Origin of the sequence: Pontibacter sp. SGAir0037 (genome assembly GCF_005491705.1) — a bacterium.
In the GTDB taxonomy this organism is placed as follows: Bacteria; Bacteroidota; Bacteroidia; order Cytophagales; family Hymenobacteraceae; genus Pontibacter.
The window spans coordinates 395,221-417,197 of record NZ_CP028092.1 but is presented as its reverse complement, the minus strand read 5'-3'; the positions used below and the strand labels follow the sequence as shown (position 1 = coordinate 417,197).

General features: G+C 46.1%; 17 protein-coding genes. 11 read left to right on the top strand and 6 right to left on the bottom strand.

All coding sequences use genetic code 11. The features are described 5' to 3' along the window. Positions 1-117 precede the first annotated feature (117 nt). On the top strand, positions 118-1,191 hold the full coding sequence (locus C1N53_RS01685) for an MBL fold metallo-hydrolase (RefSeq protein WP_137757677.1): 1,074 nt from the start codon (positions 118-120) through the stop codon (positions 1,189-1,191). Positions 1,192-1,248: 57 nt separating this feature from the next. Here C1N53_RS01685 and C1N53_RS01680 read toward each other — a convergent pair whose 3' ends face one another. Continuing rightward, positions 1,249-1,428, bottom strand: a complete 180-nt coding sequence (locus C1N53_RS01680) for a hypothetical protein (protein ID WP_137757676.1) — start codon at positions 1,426-1,428, stop codon at positions 1,249-1,251. Between the two features lie 188 nt (positions 1,429-1,616). On the opposite strand from C1N53_RS01680, the gene C1N53_RS01675 reads away from it, so the two are divergent. The 3 genes from C1N53_RS01675 (at position 1,617) to C1N53_RS01665 (ending at position 4,004) form a co-directional block, all read left to right on the top strand. Further along, positions 1,617-2,342 carry a diphthine--ammonia ligase gene (locus C1N53_RS01675; protein ID WP_137757675.1) on the top strand — a complete coding sequence of 242 codons (726 nt, stop codon included), beginning with the start codon at positions 1,617-1,619 and terminating at the stop codon, positions 2,340-2,342. A gap of 118 nt (positions 2,343-2,460) precedes the next feature. Beyond that, complete coding sequence (locus C1N53_RS01670) at positions 2,461-3,171, top strand: hypothetical protein (RefSeq protein WP_137757674.1); 711 nt, start codon at positions 2,461-2,463, stop codon at positions 3,169-3,171. Between the two features lie 203 nt (positions 3,172-3,374). Further along, positions 3,375-4,004, top strand: a complete 630-nt coding sequence (locus tag C1N53_RS01665) for a hypothetical protein (RefSeq protein WP_137757673.1) — start codon at positions 3,375-3,377, stop codon at positions 4,002-4,004. A 6-nt stretch (positions 4,005-4,010) separates the two neighbouring features. Here the strand turns inward: C1N53_RS01665 and C1N53_RS01660 are convergent, their stop codons facing one another. Beyond that, positions 4,011-4,283: a hypothetical protein gene (locus C1N53_RS01660; RefSeq protein WP_137757672.1), complete on the bottom strand. Its 273-nt coding sequence runs from the start codon at positions 4,281-4,283 to the stop codon at positions 4,011-4,013. A 75-nt stretch (positions 4,284-4,358) separates the two neighbouring features. Next, on the bottom strand, positions 4,359-4,787 hold the full coding sequence (locus C1N53_RS01655) for a TerB family tellurite resistance protein (protein WP_137757671.1): 429 nt from the start codon (positions 4,785-4,787) through the stop codon (positions 4,359-4,361). Between the two features lie 326 nt (positions 4,788-5,113). Between C1N53_RS01655 and pfkA the strand changes: the two genes are divergently transcribed. Next, on the top strand, positions 5,114-6,085 hold the full coding sequence (gene pfkA, locus C1N53_RS01650; protein WP_137757670.1) for a 6-phosphofructokinase: 972 nt from the start codon (positions 5,114-5,116) through the stop codon (positions 6,083-6,085). Positions 6,086-6,138: 53 nt separating this feature from the next. Here pfkA and miaA read toward each other — a convergent pair whose 3' ends face one another. Then, positions 6,139-7,059, bottom strand: a complete 921-nt coding sequence (gene miaA, locus C1N53_RS01645; protein WP_137757669.1) for a tRNA (adenosine(37)-N6)-dimethylallyltransferase MiaA — start codon at positions 7,057-7,059, stop codon at positions 6,139-6,141. Between the two features lie 270 nt (positions 7,060-7,329). Between miaA and C1N53_RS01640 the strand changes: the two genes are divergently transcribed. The 6 genes from C1N53_RS01640 to C1N53_RS01615 all read left to right on the top strand — a co-directional run bounded on the left by C1N53_RS01640 (position 7,330) and on the right by C1N53_RS01615 (position 18,111). Beyond that, the gene (locus C1N53_RS01640; RefSeq protein ID WP_137757668.1) at positions 7,330-12,579 is read left to right on the top strand and encodes a PAS domain S-box protein; all 5,250 of its coding nucleotides are present in this window, start codon (positions 7,330-7,332) and stop codon (positions 12,577-12,579) included. A gap of 9 nt (positions 12,580-12,588) precedes the next feature. Then, the gene (locus C1N53_RS01635) at positions 12,589-12,966 is read left to right on the top strand and encodes a response regulator (RefSeq protein WP_137757667.1); all 378 of its coding nucleotides are present in this window, start codon (positions 12,589-12,591) and stop codon (positions 12,964-12,966) included. After that, the gene (locus C1N53_RS01630; protein ID WP_137757666.1) at positions 12,967-13,242 is read left to right on the top strand and encodes a hypothetical protein; all 276 of its coding nucleotides are present in this window, start codon (positions 12,967-12,969) and stop codon (positions 13,240-13,242) included. It begins immediately after the preceding gene. Further along, positions 13,239-14,000 (top strand): MBL fold metallo-hydrolase, encoded by a 762-nt coding sequence (locus tag C1N53_RS01625; RefSeq protein ID WP_137757665.1) that lies wholly within the window; start codon positions 13,239-13,241, stop codon positions 13,998-14,000. The genes C1N53_RS01630 and C1N53_RS01625 overlap by 4 nt, the downstream gene beginning before the upstream one ends. 3 nt (positions 14,001-14,003) lie before the next feature. Beyond that, complete coding sequence (locus C1N53_RS01620; protein WP_137757664.1) at positions 14,004-15,575, top strand: NFACT RNA binding domain-containing protein; 1,572 nt, start codon at positions 14,004-14,006, stop codon at positions 15,573-15,575. Between the two features lie 214 nt (positions 15,576-15,789). Then, positions 15,790-18,111: a GH92 family glycosyl hydrolase gene (locus C1N53_RS01615; RefSeq protein WP_137757663.1), complete on the top strand. Its 2,322-nt coding sequence runs from the start codon at positions 15,790-15,792 to the stop codon at positions 18,109-18,111. 235 nt (positions 18,112-18,346) lie between these two features. Here the strand turns inward: C1N53_RS01615 and C1N53_RS01610 are convergent, their stop codons facing one another. Continuing rightward, the gene (locus C1N53_RS01610; RefSeq protein WP_137757662.1) at positions 18,347-20,572 is read right to left on the bottom strand and encodes a GH92 family glycosyl hydrolase; all 2,226 of its coding nucleotides are present in this window, start codon (positions 20,570-20,572) and stop codon (positions 18,347-18,349) included. Between the two features lie 104 nt (positions 20,573-20,676). Further along, positions 20,677-21,834, bottom strand: coding sequence for a cellulase family glycosylhydrolase (locus C1N53_RS01605; protein WP_137757661.1), 1,158 nt, complete (start codon positions 21,832-21,834; stop codon positions 20,677-20,679). Between the last annotated feature and the right edge of the window lie 143 nt (positions 21,835-21,977).

Sequence of the window (21,977 nt, the reverse complement as noted above, 5' to 3'; positions counted from 1 at the left end):
TATAGCCCACGGGCTTAGAGAAGAATCTACTATTCGCTGTAGCCACTTTCCAAATTAGCTCGTAAGCTAGAAATCAGACGGGTATCAGGGAAACTGTAACATGAATGAAAAATATTTATGGAGGAAACAATTAACAACAATACAAAAGCGAAACATACATTTGCTGTAGCACCGGGTGTTTGGGGCGTAAAAACTGTTTTGGTTAATCTTTACCTGGTTGGCGACCCCGCCGGCTCATGGGTACTGATTGACGCAGGCGTTTACGGTGCCTATAGTAAAATAAAGAAAGCTGTTGCAGAAGTTTTTGGTAAAAACAGCCGCCCAAAAGCTATTTTATTAACACACGGCCATTTCGATCATATCGGGGCGGTAAAAGAACTGGCAGAAGAATGGGAAGTTCCTGTTTATGCCCACCCTCTGGAGATGCCTTATTTAACAGGTCAATCCAGTTATCCACCACCAGACCCAAGTGTAGGAGGTGGCGGGATGGCCTATATGTCTTTCCTCTATCCTAAGAAGCCAATCAATATTATTAACCATGTAGAATTGCTTCCGGAAGATGGTTCTGTACCAGTACTTCCGGATTGGCAGTGGATACACACCCCAGGCCATACCGCCGGTCACGTTTCGTTTTACAGGGAAAGCGATAAAGTGTTGATTGCAGGTGATGCATTTGTAACCCGACATGGAGAATCGGCTATAGCTGTTATGATGCAGAAACGGGAAGTGCATGGCCCGCCTATGTACTATACATCTGATTGGGTATCGGCGCACCATTCTGTGCGGAACCTGGCCAGCCTGCAAATTGATGTAGCTGCCACTGGGCATGGTTTGCCAATGAGAGGAGCAGAACTAAGAACGCAGCTAGACCAGCTGGTGCAGGATTTCTGGGCAGTGGCAGTACCATCTAAAGGACGTTATACCAACGAGCCAGCCATTACCGATGAACAGGGAGTTATCTCTGTTCCACCCCCCGTAAGCTCCCCTGTCACCACTGTTCTGCTTGCTGCCGGCGCTATTGCTATAGCCGGAACCGCGTATGCAGTGCTTTCCAGGAACAAAAGAGCCAAACGGCAGCACATGAACAACAAGAGAACCACCTTCTCACATAACCGGGTGGCAGAGGGAATACCTCCCACAATAGATCCCGATTTCGACGATCCGACCGTACACACCAATAATTACCCATAATAAATCTGAAAGCCTGAAGGCATAATGCCTTCAGGCTTTCAGATTTATTATGGGACCTCAGCTTTTACCGCGCCCGGAACCGCTCTTCTTCCCGCCGCCATCCTGCTTGTTTACAGTAGCCCAGGCTCTTTTCTCTGCTTCCTTGTGGCTTACGCCTCTATCTTCATAGCTATCTTCTATGTGTTGTGCTTTTCTCTTTTGCTTATCAGTATAAGCTGATTTATCTCCTTGTGACATACCTCTGTTCTTTAACGTAATCATTCATACAAGCCTATGTGTAAAGGCCTCTCCTATTTTACGAAAACCACAAAAATTGGTAAAGGTCCTGGCTCCGCTACGAGCATTGAACCATAGAACGCCTTACTTCGCTTCAGATTCTGAAATGTATGCCCTACATTTGCCATTCACATTAAAGACTATACACATTGCGCAGCATTTTTAACTGGAGCGGGGGCAAAGATTCAGCCCTGTGCCTGCACCATGTCCTGCAGGACAAATCATGCCAGGTAGAGGCTTTACTTACTACCTTTAGTGGCTCTACCAATCGGGTTACCATGCATGGTGTGCGGCAGGAGCTACTAGTTCGGCAAGCAGCCAGTATCGACATACCATTAACTAAAGTCAGTCTGCCGGAAGGAGTAGGAATGGAAGGTTACAATCAGTTGATGCAGGAAGCCTGGCTACCATTTCAGAAGCGAGGTATTACCCATGCTATTTTTGGCGATATTAACCTGGAAGACCTGCGGCAGTACCGGGAGAATCAGCTGGCAAAGGTGGGAATAAAGGCTCACTTCCCGCTCTGGGGAATTCCTACTGCTACATTAGTTCACGATTTTATTTCAACAGGCTTTAAAGCAGTAGTAGTTTGCGTAAACGAACGTTTACTCGACGGATCTTTTGCAGGCAGAATGCTGGACGAAAAGTTTCTGCAGGATTTACCGGCTGGAGTAGATCCCTGTGGAGAGAACGGTGAGTTTCATACCTTCGTTTTCGATGGCCCTATTTTTAAAGAACCCGTTGCATTTCAGTTGGGAGAACGGGTACGCAAAACCTATGGCCCTCCAGCCAATGCAGATGACAGTTGCTACGATAAAGACAAAGCTCCTGATTATGATACCGGCTTTTGGTTTTGCGACCTGCTACCAGCTTAAACCATCGGCAAAATAGCCAATCTAATTCACACACCGGCTATAAATTGTTTACATAACAACTTAACAGTTGTTTAAGAGTATAAATTAGTCTTCATTTCTATACCTGAAATTTAAGATAATGAAAGTCCGCCTTTCCAAAATAAGATTCTGCTTTGTAAGTAAAGTAAAAAGGCTGGCATTCCTGTGGCTGTTCCTGGCTGGCCTTTGCTGTACCTCAAGCTGTAATCGTACTTCAGAAGGAAACCAGCAGGGAGAACTTTCTGACAGTGTTGCAGTAAACCCGCCCATTTCACCTGATTATTCTATTGCTTCCGGCGACACCTCCACCGATTCAGGCTCCATACAAAATAACTTTAGCGATTGCGTCAGAGGTTTTCCTGTTCCAACCATAGATAAGGTATTGCACCCTGATGCCACCTTTAGCATTAACAAGGATAGCACGGCGGCCATAGAAACAGTAGTGTTCCGAACAGAAGACAAACTTACCATCAAACACTGGGGGTGCGAATACTTTCTTCTGACTTACCTGTTTGAGACATCCCGTTTCCAGGGAAGTTCCTCGGACACGAATTACTGGTATGAAAAAGCGGCCAACCTGCTCGAAGAAGCAAGCGAGGCTATGCTGAGGCAGCAAAGCTCGTCTGATATATTAATGAACAGCATTACAGCACTTCGCCAGCATAGTTCTGATACCAACACTCCTGCTTTTGGAGAGGAAATTGACTTTGGGCATGATGCCATACGCAATTTTGTAGTTCTGAACCGGGTGCAAAAGCTGAAGAACAAGCGATTTTTGGTAGAGGTAACTACGGCAGTCGGTCCGCTATAGTCTGAGTTCCATAAAAACAAGTAAAACCATTGCCTCATACGAGCCTCATACGCAAGTTACCTGCCAGCTATAAATTAGTGACAATAGTTATACCTGATATTTTCTTCTCCAAAGAATTACATCAATTAAGCGTGCTAGCCCAACGCTCTGTAACTGCACCTGCCTAACTACTCGTACTATAGTTTAAAATCTGGAAACAACTTATGAAACTACTATATTATAGTTCTTTATCGCTACTGCTGCTATTGTTGAATTGCTCCCCGAAAAATGATGAAGCAACAGCGGAGAACATGAATACCGACCAGCTAGACGAGGTAGCTGACTCAGCAACCAACACCCGCAGGGATATTGTGGCAAGACCAGGCACAGAAGAAGATTTGGACCCGCTGCCGCTTCCGCAACCCGTTCTGCAGCTGCTCGAAAAGCACTACAGTGGCTGGAAACAACCTGCACTGGCAGAGGGCGTAGAAAAAAATTCCCGTAGCCACGAGCAAGGCCCTTACTCGGTGAGCGGAGACTTTAACGGAGACGGACAGCAGGATTATGCCGTGCAGATACAGCAGGATGAACATGTAGTTATGTTGGCTTTCCTGCAAAGCGCCGATAGCTGGCAGGTACAGGAACTGAAGAAAGATATTCTTTTTAACGACAGGGGAAATCTGAAAACTCCTTACTATCTCTACCTGACAGAAGCTGGACAGGAAATCCGGAACCAGCAAAATAACCAGGAAATTACCACACCTTATGATGCCGTTACTGTAGCTCTGAATAACAATGCAGAAATCTACGTTCTGGAAAACGGCAGGTTTATCAGGTACAACTCTTCTAATTAGGGAAGGCTAAAGCATGTAAAAAGCCATGTAGGCCAAAGCAAGCACAACGAAACCGGTTACTCCTGTACCAAGTACCAGTTTGCATATTTTTACCGAATAATAACGGTCTGCCATGTGCAGGCGAAGAAAATTTAGCTTCAGATTAAAAATAAAGAAAATAAGCGTAAGCATAAAGCTCAGAATCCAGAACACGATAAAGCGGGCTATAAAAACACCTGGCAACTGGAAGGTGAGGCGATGCAAAACAGGCTCCTGGTGCAGCAACAGGTATAATCCCATGGCTAAGAGCACACTGGTGTACACAACAAAGATCAAGCTGCTATAAAGCCGTACCTGCCTCATTCAGAAAAAAAATTAATTGTTAAATATTGATTGTGCTTCCTGCCTGATAAATTCACGGGTATAGCCATCTTTTACACCCATTGATATCTTATTCACCAGCACTCCTACTATACTTTTACTATAGCCAAGCCGGGAGGCCATGTGAATACAAAACTTCATTTCACTTTCGTCAACAATACCGTCTGCCAGCATCATTTCCACCAGATCGTATATCTGATCGAAACGCTCTAAATCGTTGGAAGGTACCTGGGGATTAACATGCGTGGAATCTGAAAGTAAAGCACGTACTTCGCTTTCGCTCATACCGTGTTTCTGCCCGATCGAGATAATGAAGCTGATCTCGTTCGGGTCTACATGCCCATCTGCTTTGGCAAGTGCGCCCAGGTTAGTAATGTGGCTCTTCACCTTTTTTGTTTCTTCGCTTTCAAAAAAACCAAACATACATTGCCTCTGTTTACTATAATTTATTATTTCGCCTTTAGAAGTAATAGTATATACGCATAAAGTAGATTTTAGCTTTAGCAAATAACACAGATAGTATAAAGTACAATTTTATTTACCATATACGAAAACTAAAGTGTAATTTTGATGTGTTAATACGGCTTTTCCTATATAAAGGAATATTCTTTATGGAAATTTTTTGAAAAAATTTCAAAAAATCCACATTAACATTTTATAACAGATTTAATAACAACTTTTAATAATCAGTAATGGATTTACCGGCATGCCAGCCGGGTAAAACCAGGAAAACAAATCAGACTCTACTCATGAAAAAAATAGGTGTATTTACTTCAGGAGGCGACGCTCCGGGTATGAATGCATGTATCAGAGCGGTTGTCCGTGCCTCCATATACCATGGGCTGGAGATTTACGGAATACAGCGCGGATACAACGGTATGATAAACGGAGAAATTTTCCAGATGCAGTCAACCTCTGTTAGTAACATCATCCAGAAAGGCGGCACTATACTTAAGTCTGCCAGAAGCAAAGAGTTTATGACCAAAGAAGGTCGCAAACAGGCCTATGAACAGTTACAAAAACATGGTATAGAAGGCCTGGTTGCCATTGGCGGTAATGGTACTTTTACAGGTGCCAGCATTTTTTACGAAGAATACGGAATTCCTACCTTAGGTGCTCCGGGCACTATTGATAACGACCTGTACGGAACCGACTATACCATTGGCTACGATACAGCAGTAAACACAGCCCTGGACGCGATTGACAAAATACGGGACACAGCAGACAGCCATGAGCGCTTGTTTTTTGTAGAGGTAATGGGCCGCGACTCAGGCTATATAGCTATACCTTGTGCAATTGGCGGTGGCGCTGAAATTGTTATGATACCGGAAGCCCTTACTTCTATCGAGGCCGTAACAGCCAGCCTCACCCAGGGCCGCAACAAGAACAAAACTTCATTTGTGATTGTAATTGCTGAAGGTGAAAAAGAAGGTAACTCTACAGTTATAGCACGCCAGGTATCAGAAGTTTTACCACACCTGGACAGCCGGGTAACTATTCTTGGGCACGTACAACGCGGAGGCAAGCCAACAGCCTCTGACCGTATGTTGGCCAGCCAGTTAGGCATTGCCTGTGTGGAAGGATTAATGGCGGGCCGCACAAACGAAATGGCTGGTATCGTAAACTCTGAACTTGTATTTACACCGTTTATAGATACCATTACCAAAAAGAAAATGATCAATCCGAACTACACCAGGATGGTAGACATTCTTTCGGTTTAACCAGTTATACCTCACCAGTGAGCTAGTAAGGCATATCTGATATCCTTGCTAGCTCATTTTTTTATCTGCTCATCTATAAAAGCTACTATCTCGTCCCATTGCTCCGGGTGAAACCAGGTATAATCTGTATGTTTGTTAAACCAGGTTAGTTGCCTTTTGGCATACCTGCGGCTGTTGCGTTTCAGTAACCGCACAGCTTCCTCCCATTCATAGGCATTCTCCAGGTAATCGAAAATTTCTTTGTATCCGACAGTTTGCAAGGCATTATGAGCCCGGTACGGATACAGCTGCTTTGCCTCTTCCAGCAGCCCCCGCGATAGCATCAGGTCCATTCGTTTATCGATGCGCCCGTATAGCTCAGCTCTCTCCCGGTTTAACCCAATCTTGATAACTTGGAAAGGCCGTTGCTGCTTTTTGCTTTTTCGGAAAGATGAATAGGGCTGCCCGCTGGATACACACACCTCCAAAGCCCTTACAACCCGTTGCGGATTGGCTTTATCTACCTGTTCATAATACACCGGATCGAGCTGCTGCAACTGATCCAGAAGCGGCGCCAGCCCATCTTGCTCCAGCCTTTGCGTAAGCTGTTCTCTAACCTGGGCATCTGTTTCAGGCATTTCGTCCATGCCTTCGCACACAGCACGAATATATAAACCGGAGCCGCCCGTAAGTAAAACAACATCCTTTCGGGTAAACAGCTCTTGCAGCAGTTGCAGCACATCTTGCTCAAAAGCCCCGGCATTATATTCTTCCATTATATGATGGGAGTCTACAAAATGATGTACAACCCCCTGCTGCTCTTCTGCCGTTGGCTTTGCTGTTCCGATCTGCATCTCTTTATAAAACTGCCTGGAATCTGCTGAAATTATCTCAGCATGATAGTGCTTTGCCAGCTGCACACACAGGTCTGTCTTTCCAACAGCAGTCGGCCCTGCTATTACCACCAGATACTTCATCTTGTTTGTTTGCTCCATAGTTCCCTTTCTTGCCCAGGCTTTTGCTTTACCTGCTGCTTTTGCACTGCTGCCTGCTTTTAAAGTTAGGGCGCAATTTAATTCTTAGGCCTGATGAAGCAAATTGCTCCACTTTTTTGTTAGATAACAGTAATAAACAATTTTAGAGATAGTTTAAGGAATATATCATACTCTTTCAGGTTATTTTTACTAATTTATCATTTATTCGTAATCCCCTTTTCGGAGTAGAAGAACCGAATAGGTTTACTTAATATTTTAGCATAAAGCATAATGCCATCCATAACCAACAGGCAAAATACTGAAGAAATTATTTCTCAGGCGCAAACCCTTTTACATTTATCAACTCAACTGGCCAAACCATCCATCGGTTTACTGGTAGCTTTAACCAACGGTAAGATAGTTGCTGCAAACAAAGCTGCACAGGATTTCTGCCCGAGCCATCAGGATCTAACCTCGTCAGAGCTGGCAGTTGTTTTAGGAAAGACCGCAGCAGAACTGGATGAAGCATTGGACAGCTTAAAAACAGAGCTGAAGCTGAGCGGTATAGCCCGGATTCCTGATAACGAGGTCGTACCTCAACTCTTTACCTATACCTTTACACTAATAGAGTTTGGCGGTTCCCATTTTATATGTGTTGAGCTCATGCCGTCTGGTTCGCCTCAGGTATCCTTACCCAAAGACCAGGACAACTACCACAGTGTTTTTGAAAACAGCACAGAACCGCTCTTTATACTGGACAGGGAAGGACGTTTTATAGATATCAACAGAACAGCGCTTGCCCTTGTAAATCAGCAGAAAGAGGAAATTATCGGTAAATCTATCTTTAAGCATTTTGATCTGAACCTTTTTGAGCGCATCGCTTTGAAAGGGCAGATACAGCAGGCACTTGAGGGAACCCCGCAAAAGTTTGAGTGGTGGCTGCACGAGAAAACACATGAGTTGCTACCGGTAGAAATATCTTTACTAAAAGGTACTTTTAAAGGGGAGCCTGTGATTTTCGGTTCAGCCAGAAACCTGATCGAAATAGTTGGAGCAGAACAAAGTGTCAGGTTCAGAAACCACCAGCTGGAATTTGTGAATAACCTCATCACCAACCTTTCAGCAGCTGGCAATAAGCAGGAAATCTTAAAAACAACGGTAGATGAATTGCTTGAAAAAAGCGATGTTACCGCGGGTTGTGTATATACTTATTCCAAAACCGAAGGAAAGGTTTTGCTAGCCTATTCAGCAGGTGAAATCAATCAGATAGAGCTGCCTTCGGAGCTGGAAGTAAGCCAGGAACTTGTGCAGCGATTGCATGGGTACGAAAAGCGCCGTGCGACCAGCGAAGTAAACGAGTTGTTCGAGCAATACATCCACCAGAAGCTTACCGTATTATCTATCAGCACCGATACTGCTTTTGAGGCGTTTATTGTTGTCTGGACAGACGACGAAAAGAAAATTACGCAGAGCTTTACTTCTCTGCTCGATTTCATCAATACCGCCATCAGTAACTACATTGCAAGGCATGAGCTGCAGCTGCAGTTGTCAAACTCAGAAGATAAGTACAAAATGCTTTTTGAGTCTTCTTACGATGCTATCCTTCTTTTCAGAGATGGCAAAGTAGTAGACTGCAATGAAAAGGCTTTGCAGTTTTTCCGCTGTAAGTACGAAGACATTGTTGGCCACACACCTATAGATTTCTCGCCACCATACCAGCCCGATGGATCGCATTCGAAAGAGAAAACAGCTCAGCTGATGCAAGAGGTACTTACAACGGGTAATCCGATGACATTCGAATGGAAGAATCTTCGGAAGGATGGCACCATGTTCGACTCTGAAATCAATATCAACCGCATTATGATAGACGGCAAGTATCATGTGCAGGCCTTTAAGAGAGACATTACGCAACGGAAAACGGTGCAGCTTGCCAAACGCCGCGAGGAAGTGATGAAGGAATCGATGATGCAGTTCAGAGACTTTCTCGAAAAAGTAAACCTTATCTACTATAGCTTGGATAAAAATGGCATTATAACCCATGCCAACGACTATTTTATTAAATACACCGAGTATACTGAAGAAGAACTGATCGGGCAGAACTTCTTCCTGCTGCTTGTGCCGGAGCAAGACAGGCTGGCACGCAGGCATGAATTAGCCAGGGCCATGCAGTCCCGCAAGATGAATACTTATTATGAACGGGATATTGTTACAAAATCGGGGCAGTTAAAGACGTACCGCTGGAACTCTATGCTGGAGTACGACCCGGACGGCGAGCCAATCGGCATTACAAATGTGGGCAAAGACATGACCGACAAACGTATTGCCATGGAAGCCCTGAAAGACAATAAAGTGAGGCTGCAGGACCTGTTCGACAATGCCCATGACCTTATTCAGAACCTTTCGATAGACAATAAATTTATTTTTGTAAACAAGGCCTGGAGAGATCGCCTTGGCTACAGCGACGAAGACATTGAGTCGCTGACGCTAAACGATATTGTGCACCCTTATTACAAGGCAAAGCTCTTGTACCAGTTGCGCAATCTCTACAAAGGAGAGAGTGTAAACAAGGTGGAAACCGTATTCCTTACCAAAGCCGGAAAGCCTGTTCACCTGATTGGCAGTATCACCTGCAGCTGGCAGGATGGTGCGCCTGTTGCTACGCGAGCCATTTTGCACGACATAACAGATCGCATAAAATCCGAACGCCTGCAAAAGGTTTATTACAGCATTGCAAACCTGGCTATCAGCAGTAAAGACAACTATTCGCTTTACAGCGCTATCCACCGGGAGCTTAGCAAAATTATAGAAACACGGAATATCTACATTGCCCTCTGTGATAAGGAAAGGCGCCACCTTCAGTTTGTGTACCTGATCGATCAGTTCATCGACAAGTCTTCTAATGCCCAGATCAGGAGGCCGTTCTCGAATGGTTTATCCGAGTATATTATCCAGACAGGTAAACCGCTCTACATGCAGAAGCAGGAATTACTGGAGTTGTCTAAAAAAGAAGGCTTTACAGTAATGGGCGCTATACCGGAAGTGATACTCTGCTCGCCGCTGTCTATTGGCGACCGCATTATTGGTGTTATCGCGCTGCAAGACTATCAGAATGCCGATGCTTATGTGCCTGCCGATATTGAAATACTGCACTTTATTTCGAACCAGGTAGCCCTTGCGATTGAAAGAAAACGCAACGAAGAACAGATTAATACTCAGAATGCGAAGTTGAACGCCATTTTTGAAAGTGGTTCGCATCATATGTGGTCTGTTAACCGTGATTTTGAACTGACATCTTTTAACCGCAACTTCTTTAATGAATTTAAGAAGCGTAGCGGCAACGAAATACAGCTTTACACACGCCTGAACGATAACAAGCTGCTGGATTTCCACGAAAACTCTTTCGACTACTGGAAAGAAAAGTATGAAAAAGCATTTGAAGGAGAACCTCAGCTCTTCGAAGTGCGCCTTAAAGAATCCGATACCTGGCGCGAAGTATACCTGAACCCTATTTACCTGGAGGATGGCTCTTTTGAAGAAGTATCGGCTATTGCGCTGGATATCACCGAAAAGAAAGGCTCGCAGCTGGCTCTTGCAGAAAACGAGAAAAAATTCCGCCGTATTTTCGAGTCGTTCCAGGATGTGTACTACAGAGTTTCCATGGAAGGCATTGTGGAACTGGTTAGCCCATCGGTTTACCACCTGATTGGCTTTACCGAGCAGGAGATACTGGGCCAGAGCGCATCTAAAGTTTTTGTAAACGAGGAGGATATTACCTCTACCAAAAACCTTCTGCTCGACAAAGAAAGCATCCGGGATGTTGAGCTGGATATTTACTGCAAAAACGGTGCTACCAAAACGATACTCATGGACTCCAGGCTGATCTACGATTCAGAAGGTGTTCCTATCGCAACAGAAGGTGTCATCAGGGATGTGTCGGAGTTGAAGAAAACCCAGATCGCACTTTTAAAATCCAAAGAAGAAGCCGAAAACCTGCTCAAGGTGAAAACGCAGTTCCTGGCAAACATGAGCCACGAATTACGCACGCCCATGAACGGTATTATTGGTATGATTGATCTGCTCAGCCAGATTAACACCGATGAAGAGCAGCAGGAGTATATCGATACCCTTCGCAAATCTTCGGATGCCTTGCTGGCTATATTAAATGATATTCTGGATCTCTCGAAAATGCAGGCAGGCAAGCTGGTAATCAGTGAATCCGCCATCGATTTGCACGATACATTAGGAAAAATACACTCCTTATTTGCCAATCGTGCGCAGCAAAAAGATCTCAATTTTACATACCAGATATCGGAACAAACGCCACGTTATATCTTCACAGACGAAACCCGTTTCCTGCAGATACTGTCAAACCTGACTTCCAACGCCATTAAATTTACCAACGAAGGCGAAGTTAACATCAGCGTAAGCAGTAAGTCCCTTAAAAAAGAAACCTTTATGCTGCATGTCCGGGTGAAAGATTCAGGTATAGGCATTTCTGAAGAAGATCAGCAGTTGTTGTTTACAGACTTCACACAGCTAGACAATTCTTCTACCAAAACATTTGGCGGCACAGGCCTGGGGCTGGCTATTTCTAAACAGATAACACAACTTCTGGGAGGAGATATCGGAGTTGAATCTGACGGACAGAACGGCAGCACCTTTTGGTTTGATATCAAAATAAGAAAGGCTGATTATGAGGAAGTGGAAAGCCAGCTGAAATTAATGCAAATGCAGCAGGCGGAAGTGGAAGTTCTGCAGGACAGCCCGTACATTCTGCTTGTTGATGATAACCAGATTAACCAGAAAGTAGCAGAAAAGCTCCTGGAACGGTTAGGCTGCAGGATTGATGTGGCATCGAATGGCTTTGAGGCAATAGAACTGGCTACCACGAATACCTATAACATTATTCTGATGGATATCCAGATGCCGGAGATGGATGGCGTTACGGCAACAAAGCATCTGAAAGAACAGCTGAAAGAGGCTTGTCCGCCTGTTATTGCCATGACAGCCTATTCAATGAAAGACGATGCCGAGAAGTTTTTAAACCAGGGCATGGACGATTATATTTCCAAACCGGTAAAAAGCAGTGCTTTACACACCGTCATATCTAAATGGCAAGCCAGAGCCGGTGCAGAGGGTAACCACGAGGGTACTGATTCATTTGCAAAACCTGTAACTTTGCCTGAAGAACCAGTAGCGGAGCAGAACATAATTGACACAACAATTGTGGAACAGCTCATACTAATGGGTGGTGAAGAATTTACCATGCAATTGTACAGCGAATTTGAGGAAGAAGCAGCCGAATTACTTGAAACAGCCAAAAAAGATTTGGCAGCACAACATTACAATAGTATTTTGAGTACATTGCATCAACTAAAAGGCACTGGTTTTACGCTGGGCATAAATTCTTTTGCTGAACTTGCTAAGCAACTGGAGCACGATATTAAAGGTGAGAAATTTGAGCATGTAGCCGAAAATTTCTCTAAGTTGCTGGAACAATATGATTTCTACCGAAAAGCGTACAAGAATATAATTATTTAATTCACTCTTATGGCAGACAAAACCATTCTGATTGCAGAAGATAGTTCTGTGATCCTTAACCTGACAAAAAAGATTTTAGAGCTTCAAAACTACAAGATACTAACTGCTAAGAACGGTGGCGAAGTAATCAAACAAGTAGAGAGCAATAAAATTGATGCGATTTTAATGGACCTGAACATTCCGATTAAAAACGGCATGGACTGTACCCGTGAAATCCGTGCACATGAAAACAAAGACATTGCTAAAATTCCTATTATTGCGGTAACAGGAAATGCCAACAACTACACTATGGAGGATTTTAAAGAAGCCGGCATTAACGCTTACCTGCCTAAGCCTCTCGATTTCGACATGTTGGTGCAAACTGTAAAACAGCATACAGAACAATAAATGGAATTAAAGTATACGCGGCCTTTTTTAAACAAACTGGAGGATATTTTTGCAGAGTCGGACTTTGTGCTGCGCTACGAAAAAGGAAATTTTAAGGCAGGCTACTGTGTGCTGAAAGATATGAAAGTGGCTGTCGTAAATAAATATTACAGTTTGGAGGGTAAAATAAACTGCCTTTACGACATCCTTCGCACCATCGCTGTAGACGAAAATCTGCTCAGCGAAAAAAACAAGCAGCTCTACCTGGAAATTAAAAAACAGGAATTAGCCAATTGAAAGTTACATTCTTAGGTACAGGCACCTCGCAGGGCGTACCCGTTATCGGGTGCTCTTGCGAGGTGTGCCGTTCTGTAGACTACCGTGATAAGCGCCTTCGCGTTTCCATTCACCTACAGGTAAACGACAAAAGTATTATCATAGATACCGGCCCTGATTTTCGTCAGCAGGTATTGCGTGAGCGCATTAAAACATTGGATGCGCTTGTGTTTACACACGAACACAAAGACCATACGGCCGGTCTGGATGATATACGTGCCTATAACTTTTTACAAAACAAAGATATGCCTGTATATGGGGAAGAGCGCGTGCTTCGCCAGCTGAAACAGGAGTTTTCTTACATCTTTGCCGACTTCAAGTACCCTGGCATTCCAAGGGTTGAACTATACCCGGTTACAGAAACACCTTTCGAAGTAGAAGGCGTTACGTTTACACCTATCCGTGTAATGCATTACAAGCTCCCTATATTTGGGTATCGGATCGGCGATTTTACGTATATCACAGACGCCAACTATATTTCAGAAAATGAAAAAGAGAAGATAAGAGGCTCTAAAGTAATTGTGCTGAATGCGCTGCGCCATGAACCTCATATTTCACATTTTTCGCTACAGGAGGCTATCAAAGTACTGGATGAGTTACAGCCGGAACAAGCTTACCTTACCCATATCAGCCATTTACTGGGCCAGCACCGCCACATAGAGCAGGAACTACCCGAGAACATTCATTTAGCTTATGATGGTTTACAGATAGAAGTTTAGTACGTGCATCAGAATTATTACTTTTTACAACAACTCACCAAAGCATTACGGCCCAAACTCATCGGGCTGCAGATCTTTACCTGTTTCAGCCAAAATAAAGATGAGCTTATTATTGGACTGACGGATACGGCACAGGAGTTTTACATCCGGGCACTGCTTACCTCCCACTTTTCTTCTCTTTCTTTTCCGGCCCAGTTTAACAGAGCCCGTGCCAACACCATCGAGCTGTTCCGAGGCGCCCTGGGTACTACTGTAACAGATCTTGTACAGCATCTGAATGAGCGAAGCTTTTACTTACAGTTAAGCAACGGCATGCAGCTTCTTTTTAAACTTTTTGGAAATCGCTCCAACATCGTTCTTTTCCAGGAAGAAGAAGCTGTAGAACTGTTTCATAAGAAATTTGAAGCAGACGCTGACTTAAACCCATTTCAGATGGACAGGCTCCTTCAGCAGAACTTTGAAGCCTTTAAAGCTGCAGATGGAAATTTAAAAAAGGTTTACCCCACTTTTGGCGAACTGCCTGCTCTTTACCTGGAGCAACAGCAGTATGCGGCACAGCCTTTAGAAGAAAAATGGGAACTGGTACAGGCTCTGCTGGAACAACTAGAAAACCCTGAGAGCTACTACCTAAGCAGGATAAACGGCAAAATCCGCTTATCGCTGCTGGAAGTAGGGCAGGTAGAGCATACTTATCCTGATCCGATAGAAGCAGCAAATGCTTTTACGCGCACGTATCTTTCCGAAACCGGTTTTGAGCAACAGTATGAGCAGGCGAGCCAACAACTCACCAGAAGGTTAAGCGGCACACAGCAGGTGCTTCAGCAAGTGGAGGCAAAGCTTAAAGAACTCCGCCACGACAAATCGTATGGGCAAACAGCCGATGTGATTATGGCCAACCTTACAAATATCCCTCCCAAAGCTGACGAAGTAGAACTATACGACTTTTATACTGACCAGGTAAAAACCTACAAATTACGCGTAACCGAAACTCCTCAGAAATTTGCGGAACGGCTTTACCGGAAAGCCAAGGGCCAGCATGTTGAAGTAAGGCAGCTGGAAGAGAAACTGGAGCGTAAACTGGAAGAGGTTCTGATTCTGGAAGATGCCTTGCAGGCTTTGGCAGACGTTCGGAATTACAAGCAACTAAAAGTATTTTTAAAGGAATACCCGCATCTGCTAAAAAGCAAGCAGCAAACACAGCAGGAAATACCTTTTCGCCTGTTCGAAACCGAAGGTTTTAAAATACTGGTAGGCAAGAGCGCCAAAAACAATGATGAGCTAACGCAACGCCATACTTTTAAAGAGGATATCTGGCTACATGCCAAAGATGTGTCAGGTTCGCATGTTATCATCAAGCACCAGGCTGGCAAAACCGTGCCCGCTACTGTACTGGAAAAAGCCGCACAACTGGCAGCATACTACTCTAAACGAAAGAACGATTCCCTCTGCCCTGTTATCTATACACCTAAAAAATGGGTTAGAAAGCCGAAAGGAGCCGCTCCGGGTGCTGTTATTGTGGAGCGCGAAAAGGTACTGCTGGTAAAGCCGGAGAATCCGTTTGAGAGGAAATTATAAGCAATTTCTGCCGCAGCCGTTGTAGATTTCTTTAACGTAAGGACTTGCTAAGCTTATACTTTTAAAGTATTTTGCTTTAAATTATGGTTAACAGTTTATCAGTCACATTCAATAGAATTCATATTCCTGAAATAAGTCAGATCTGCTGTTTTACAAGAATTTCTAAGGCTAAATCGTTTTATTTAGATTAACTGATGAGCAATATACCTATAAAATGAAAAAACTACTTTTAGTCCCCTTGGCTTCACTCCTATCCCTGCCCATGTTTGCACAGAAGCAGGCAGCACCTAACCTGGTAAAATACGCCAAACCCATGATTGGTACCGCCAAAATGGGACACACCTATCCGGGTGCTACTGTTCCCTTTGGTATGGTGCAACTCAGCCCTGATACAGATACCATACCCTATGCTGTAAATGGCACTTACAATCCGGATGTATATAAGTACTGTGCCGGCTACCAGTACGACGACAAAACCATTGTTGGCTTCAGCCACACGCATTTTAGCGGCACCGGCCATTCTGATTTGGGCGATTTCCTGATTATGCCGACAACTGGCAAACTGCAGCTCAACCCAGGCACGGCAGACAGGCCTCAAAGCGGCTACCGCTCTGCTTTTTCGCATGCCAACGAAGTTGCTGAACCGGCTTATTACAAGGTAAAGCTCGACGACCACAACATCACGGCAGAACTCACGGCCACTAACAGAGTGGGCATGCACCAGTATACCTTCCCGAAATCAGATGAGGCCCATATTATCCTCGACCTGATGGCGGGCATTTATAACTACGACGACAAAAATACCTGGACATTTGTACGGGTAGAGAACGATACCCTAATTACCGGTTATCGCCAGACCAACGGTTGGGCCCGAACCCGAACGGTTTATTTTGCCATGGCTTTCGATAAGCCATTCCACCAGTACGGCACTAAAAACTACGACAACAACGTGTACAAAGGCTTCTGGCGCAAATTCGACCAGGAACACAATTTCCCGGAAGTAGCAGGCAAAAAGCTAAAGATGTACTTCGACTTTAAAACCGGAGAAGGCGATAAAGTGAAGATAAAGTTTGCCATTTCACCGGTAAGCACACAAGGAGCCTTAGCCAATATGCAAGCTGAAATCCCGCACTGGGATTTTAACCGTGTAAAGCAGGAAGGCCAGGCGCTATGGAATAAAGAACTGAGTAAAGTCGTAGTAGATGCCGGTAGCGAAGGAGAAATGATCAACTTCTACACGGCCATGTACCATGCTTTCTTAGGCCCTACGACCTATATGGATACCGATGGCTCTTACAAAGGTCTGGATATGAACGTGCACCAGGCAAAAGACTTTACCAATTATACCAGTTTCTCGCTCTGGGATACTTACCGTACGTTGCACCCGCTCTTTAACGTGCTGCAGCCGAAACGCAACACCGATATGATTAAATCGATGATGGCACATTACAACCAGAGCGTGCACAAAATGCTTCCGGTGTGGTCGCATTACGCCAACGAGAACTGGTGCATGATCGGCTATCACAGCGTACCGGTTATTGCCGATGCCGTGATAAAAGGCAATGCTAACTTTGATGTGAATAAAGCCCTGGAAGCCTGTGTTACAACGGCCCGCAACAACTACTACGATGGTTTGAACTATTACATGGAAATGGGGTATGTACCCGAAGATAAAAACGGCTCTTCTGTTTCAAAAACCCTGGAGTATGCCTACGACGACTGGTGTATTGCCCAAATGGCCAAGAAACTGGGCCGCCAGGATATTTATGAGGAATTCAGCAAGCGTGCCACCAACTATAAAAATGTGTATGATGCTAAAATAGGGTTTATGCGCCCGAAGCTGAGCGATGGCACCTGGAAAAAAGAGTTTGACCCGCTGGACACGCACGGACAAGGCTTTATTGAGGGCAACTCCTGGAACTATAGCCTTTACATACCGCATGCTCCTGCTGATATGATCGCCATGATGGGCGGTAAAACGAAATTTGCCTCTCACCTGGATTCCCTGTTCACGATGGATCTTCCTGATAAGTATTTTGAGAACACTGAAGACATTTCACGCGACGGCATCATCGGCAACTATGTGCATGGTAACGAACCTTCGCACCACGTAGCCTACCTGTTTAACTGGACCGACCAGCCTTGGAAAACGCAGGAGAAAATCAGGATGGTGTTAAAAGCCATGTATAAACCAACCATAGACGGCTTAGGCGGCAACGACGATTTTGGCCAGATGAGTGCCTGGTATATTTTCAGTGCCTTGGGCTTTTACCCTGTTGCTCCTGCTTCAGACCAGTATGCCATTGGCAGCCCATCGGTTAAATCGGCTACTTTAAACCTGGAAAACGGGAAAACTTTTGCAGTAGATGTTAAAAAGCAGAGTGACAAAAATGTATATGTAGAGAAAATGGAGCTGAATGGAAAGCCGCTCAACCGCCTCTACCTGACGCACGACGAGATCATGAATGGAGGCAAACTTACTTTTTATATGAGCTCGAAGCCAAATAAGAAGTTAGTTGCTCTGGCTGCTCAGTAATGAACAGGCGGAGGCGAGGCAGCAGACATAAGTTATAGATTGGCTGTTGCTGCGCCAGATTAAAAATTACAACTCATGAACTGGATACAGCGGCTTAATTGCTTCGAGTGGCTCATAAATACCAAAGAGCGGTTATCATAAGTATATTTTGCTGCAGTTTATAGCTCTAAAACAACAGAGGCAGGCCAGTTAACTGGCCTGCCTCTGTTGTTTTAGAGCCTCTGGTTTATTTTTATTATAGCTTAGTTAGCGGATTAAAATCTATAGCAGAAGGCGGCACGGCGTTTTCTCCTGTCCCCCACTTCTTGTTGGGCAGGCTGCCCATCTCCAGCTCCAGCGTTCCTCCGCTCACCAGGTCCTCATGCGTGAACCAGGGCTTGTCCCATACCCTGCCGTTGAGCCGGGCGCGCTGGATGTACTTGTTTTCAGGGGAGTTATTCCTGGCTACCACCGTAAAGGTCTTGCCATTATCCAGCTTTACGCTCACCTTTTCGAAAGAAGGGCTGCCGATGTTGTAGGCAGGAATGCCCGGAGTCACCGGGTAGAAACCCATCATCGAGAACACCACGAACGAGGTCATTCCTCCCCCGTCCTCGTCGCCCGGGATGCCGAACAGGTTGTCGGTGTACCAGGTGTCGAGCAGCATCCGGATCCGCTTCTGCGTCTTCCAGGGCGAGCCCAGGTAGTTGTAGAGATAGGGCACATGGAAGCTCGGCTCATTGCCCATCACGAACTGCCCCACCAGGCCGGTGGCGTCGGGGAAGGTACCCCACAGCTCGTACTTGGAGCGGCCCAGCCCCTCCCGGAACAGCTCGTCCAGCTTCGCTTCGGCTGCCGCCTTGCCGCCCATCATCCCGAAGAGCCCCTGCAGGTCGTGCTTCACGTCCCAATTGTAGGTGTAGGCGTTGTTCTCGGTAAAATAGTCGCGCCCGCCCATGCCGCCGGAGAACTTCGGGTCAAAGGGCTCAATCCAGCGGCCCTCGCTATCCTTGGGCCACATGAAGCCTTTCTCCTGCCGGAACACGTTCCGGTAGTTGGCAGACTTTTTCAGGAACAACTCCGCTTCCTGCGGCTTTCGCAGCTCGCGCGCCAGCTGGGCCAGGCACCAGTCGTCGTAGCTGTGCTGCAGCGTAACGGCCACCGCCTGCCTGCGCTCGAAGCCGTGCACCTCCTTCACCGTCTCCTTCTCTCCGGGCCGGAGGGCCGGAAAGTAGTTGTTCTGGTGGTAGAAGGAGTCCACGCTGCTCATCGGCCCGTAGCGCCAGGGCAACAGGGTGCCCTCCAAGGCGTTCTTCCGCAGCCCTTCGTAGGCTTTGGGCAGGTCGAAGTCACGCACTCCCTTAGCCCAGACATCGGCCACCCAGGCGGCGGCGTGGTTGCCCGTCATGCAGGCGTGCTCCCCCCACAGCACGGCAAACGAGGGCAGCCAGCCCGACTGCTCGTACATGCGCACGTAGGAGGCGATCTTGTCGGCCTCCATCTTCGGGTTCAGGATCGTGTGCAGGGGCTCCAGGGACAGGTAGGTGTCCCAGATCCAGTTGTCGGTGTAGAAGGGCCTCTCCGCCCGGTGCACCTGGTGGTCGAAGGCGCTGTAATAGCGGCCCTGCTCGGTGATGTTGACCATGCGCTCATAGCTGCGGTAGAGTGAGGTGTAGAAAGTGCGTCGCTGCGCTTCTGTGCCACCCTCCAGCTGCACCTGGTCCAACACTTGGTTCCAGCTCCTGGTGGCTTTAGCCAATACCTCCTCCCTTTTCCAGGAAGGAATCTCCTCCCGCAGGTTCTTTTTGGCCTGTTCGCTGCTGATAAAGGAGACTGCGTAGCGGAACAGGATCTCACGCCTACCCGTTTTGGCGGCAGCGTAGCGCTGCACGCCTTTCTCGTCGGCAACCAGCTCAGGACTCACCGGCTCGCTGAACTCGCCGTAGAACCAGGCGCTCATGCCCGTAAAGTCCTCCTGTCCGCTGAGGGCTTTCTTTCCCTCAAAGGCTAAGCTCCCTTTGTGGCGCAGGGCAAAGAGCACCTGGTTCTCCTTGCCCTCCGGGTAAGTGAACACGAAGAGGCCCGCCTTGCCGGAGGGAATGAACTCGATCCCGATGCCGCTCTCCTCCAGGCGCACCTGGTAGCGGTGCGGGGCCGCCTTCTCCTGGTCGTAGGCATACTTCCGCTCAAAGGCCGCCCGGTCTACGGAACCGCTGTGGGGCAGGATACCGAAGAGCTCGCCCAGGCGGTGCGAGATGATCGTCAGCGGAAAGAAACCCAGCTGGTCGTCAAGCTGGTCCCGCTTGGCCGGGTACACCCGCACCATGCTGTTGGGCAGGTGCGCCGTCGGGCGAGTGGGCTCCAGAATGTGCCCCACCCCGCCGATCGTCGGATCAACGTACTCCAGGTTCGTTTTTGAGTTCTGGGCAACTCCTTTTAACGCTGTGGTCAGTAAAAATAGAAGGCAGATATATCTTAGCATGCTTCAGTAATTTCAGGAAAAGTTTTAGATTTAAACTTACGAAGTACAGGTCTAAAATCAAATGCCGGTGCAGCCTGATTTACACTCTTCACTGGCTATTCTTTTTACTTACCGGCAAGCTCTTTAATTAAAGCTGTTTCCTGAGGCTGGTAAGGTGTACCATCTTTCCTGAAAATATCATGAAACCATGTTTCAGGCTCCGCTGTGTACTGCTTCACCCAGCTATCCCAGGCATACTTTGTCTGGGTTTTTCCATCAACCAAGCCCCAGTTGAACATGGCCACCCGGTTCTTTTTTGCAATTGGTAAAAAAGCTTCGAACGTACTACCATTAGGCCGTGCCATGTATTCGGTGCAGAGTAACGGTCGGTTATAGCGTTGTAGCCAGCCAATTCTTTTCTCAAACTCTTCAGGCCCATCATAATTATGAAAAGAAATGACATCCGATTGCTCCAGCTGCACTTTCTGTATCGGGGATAGTTTAGCATGCGCAGACCAGTCTCCCAGCCATACGCCAGAAGTAAGCGGTTGCGAAGGATTAGCAGATCTTGCCCATACAAACGCCTGCTCAAGTAAAGGCAACACATAATCAGTTTTGTTCGGCAGTTCTACCGCTTTGTAAGAAGGGCCGGTATCATTATCGGGTTCATTCCAGATGTCCCAGCCCAGAATCCTGCTATCATCGGCGAAATGCTTTACCACTCCCTTCACATAACGCTCCAGACGCGGATACTGTGACGAGTCTTTTAAAGCTTCGGCTCCGGGGCTCTGTACCCACCCCGAATTATGCACATGCGGCTTTGGCTCCCGTTGCCTGCCTGGTTTAGGAAAAGGGTCCCAGCAAGAATCGAAGAAAACCAGCAAAGGCTTTATCTGATGCCGGTCTGCTATACTTAAAAAAGTGTCTATCCTGTTTAAGAAAGCAGCAGAATCCTGTTGATAAGGCAGGTCATGCAGGTATACACGAGCGGTGTTCATTCCAATGGAAGCAGCCCAGCCTAATTCTTTGCTAATTGTAGCAGTATCGAAAGACTCTGCCTGCCACATCTCCAGCTGATTAATAGCGTTGCTTGGAATAAAATTGCTCCCAACAAGCCAGTCTTGCTCCTGATACCAGTTGTTTGCCTTTTCGGCAGACCATATCTCTCGTGCTGCAACAGCTTCCGTATTGTTGCGGTTTTCTTTCTCACTCGAGGGCTTACAGTGTAGCAGAAAGAAACAGATTAATAAAGATAGCGGAATAATTTTCTTTACTGATTTCATCCAGTGCATGTTAAAATTTAAAGATTTTGAGCTGTGTAGTTTTACCCTGTTCTGAGAAAACAACACAGCTAAATAAACAAAAAGCAGCTAGATGATTGAGTACATACTTTTCAGTATTTCAACATTTGTGGTTTATTCACTAT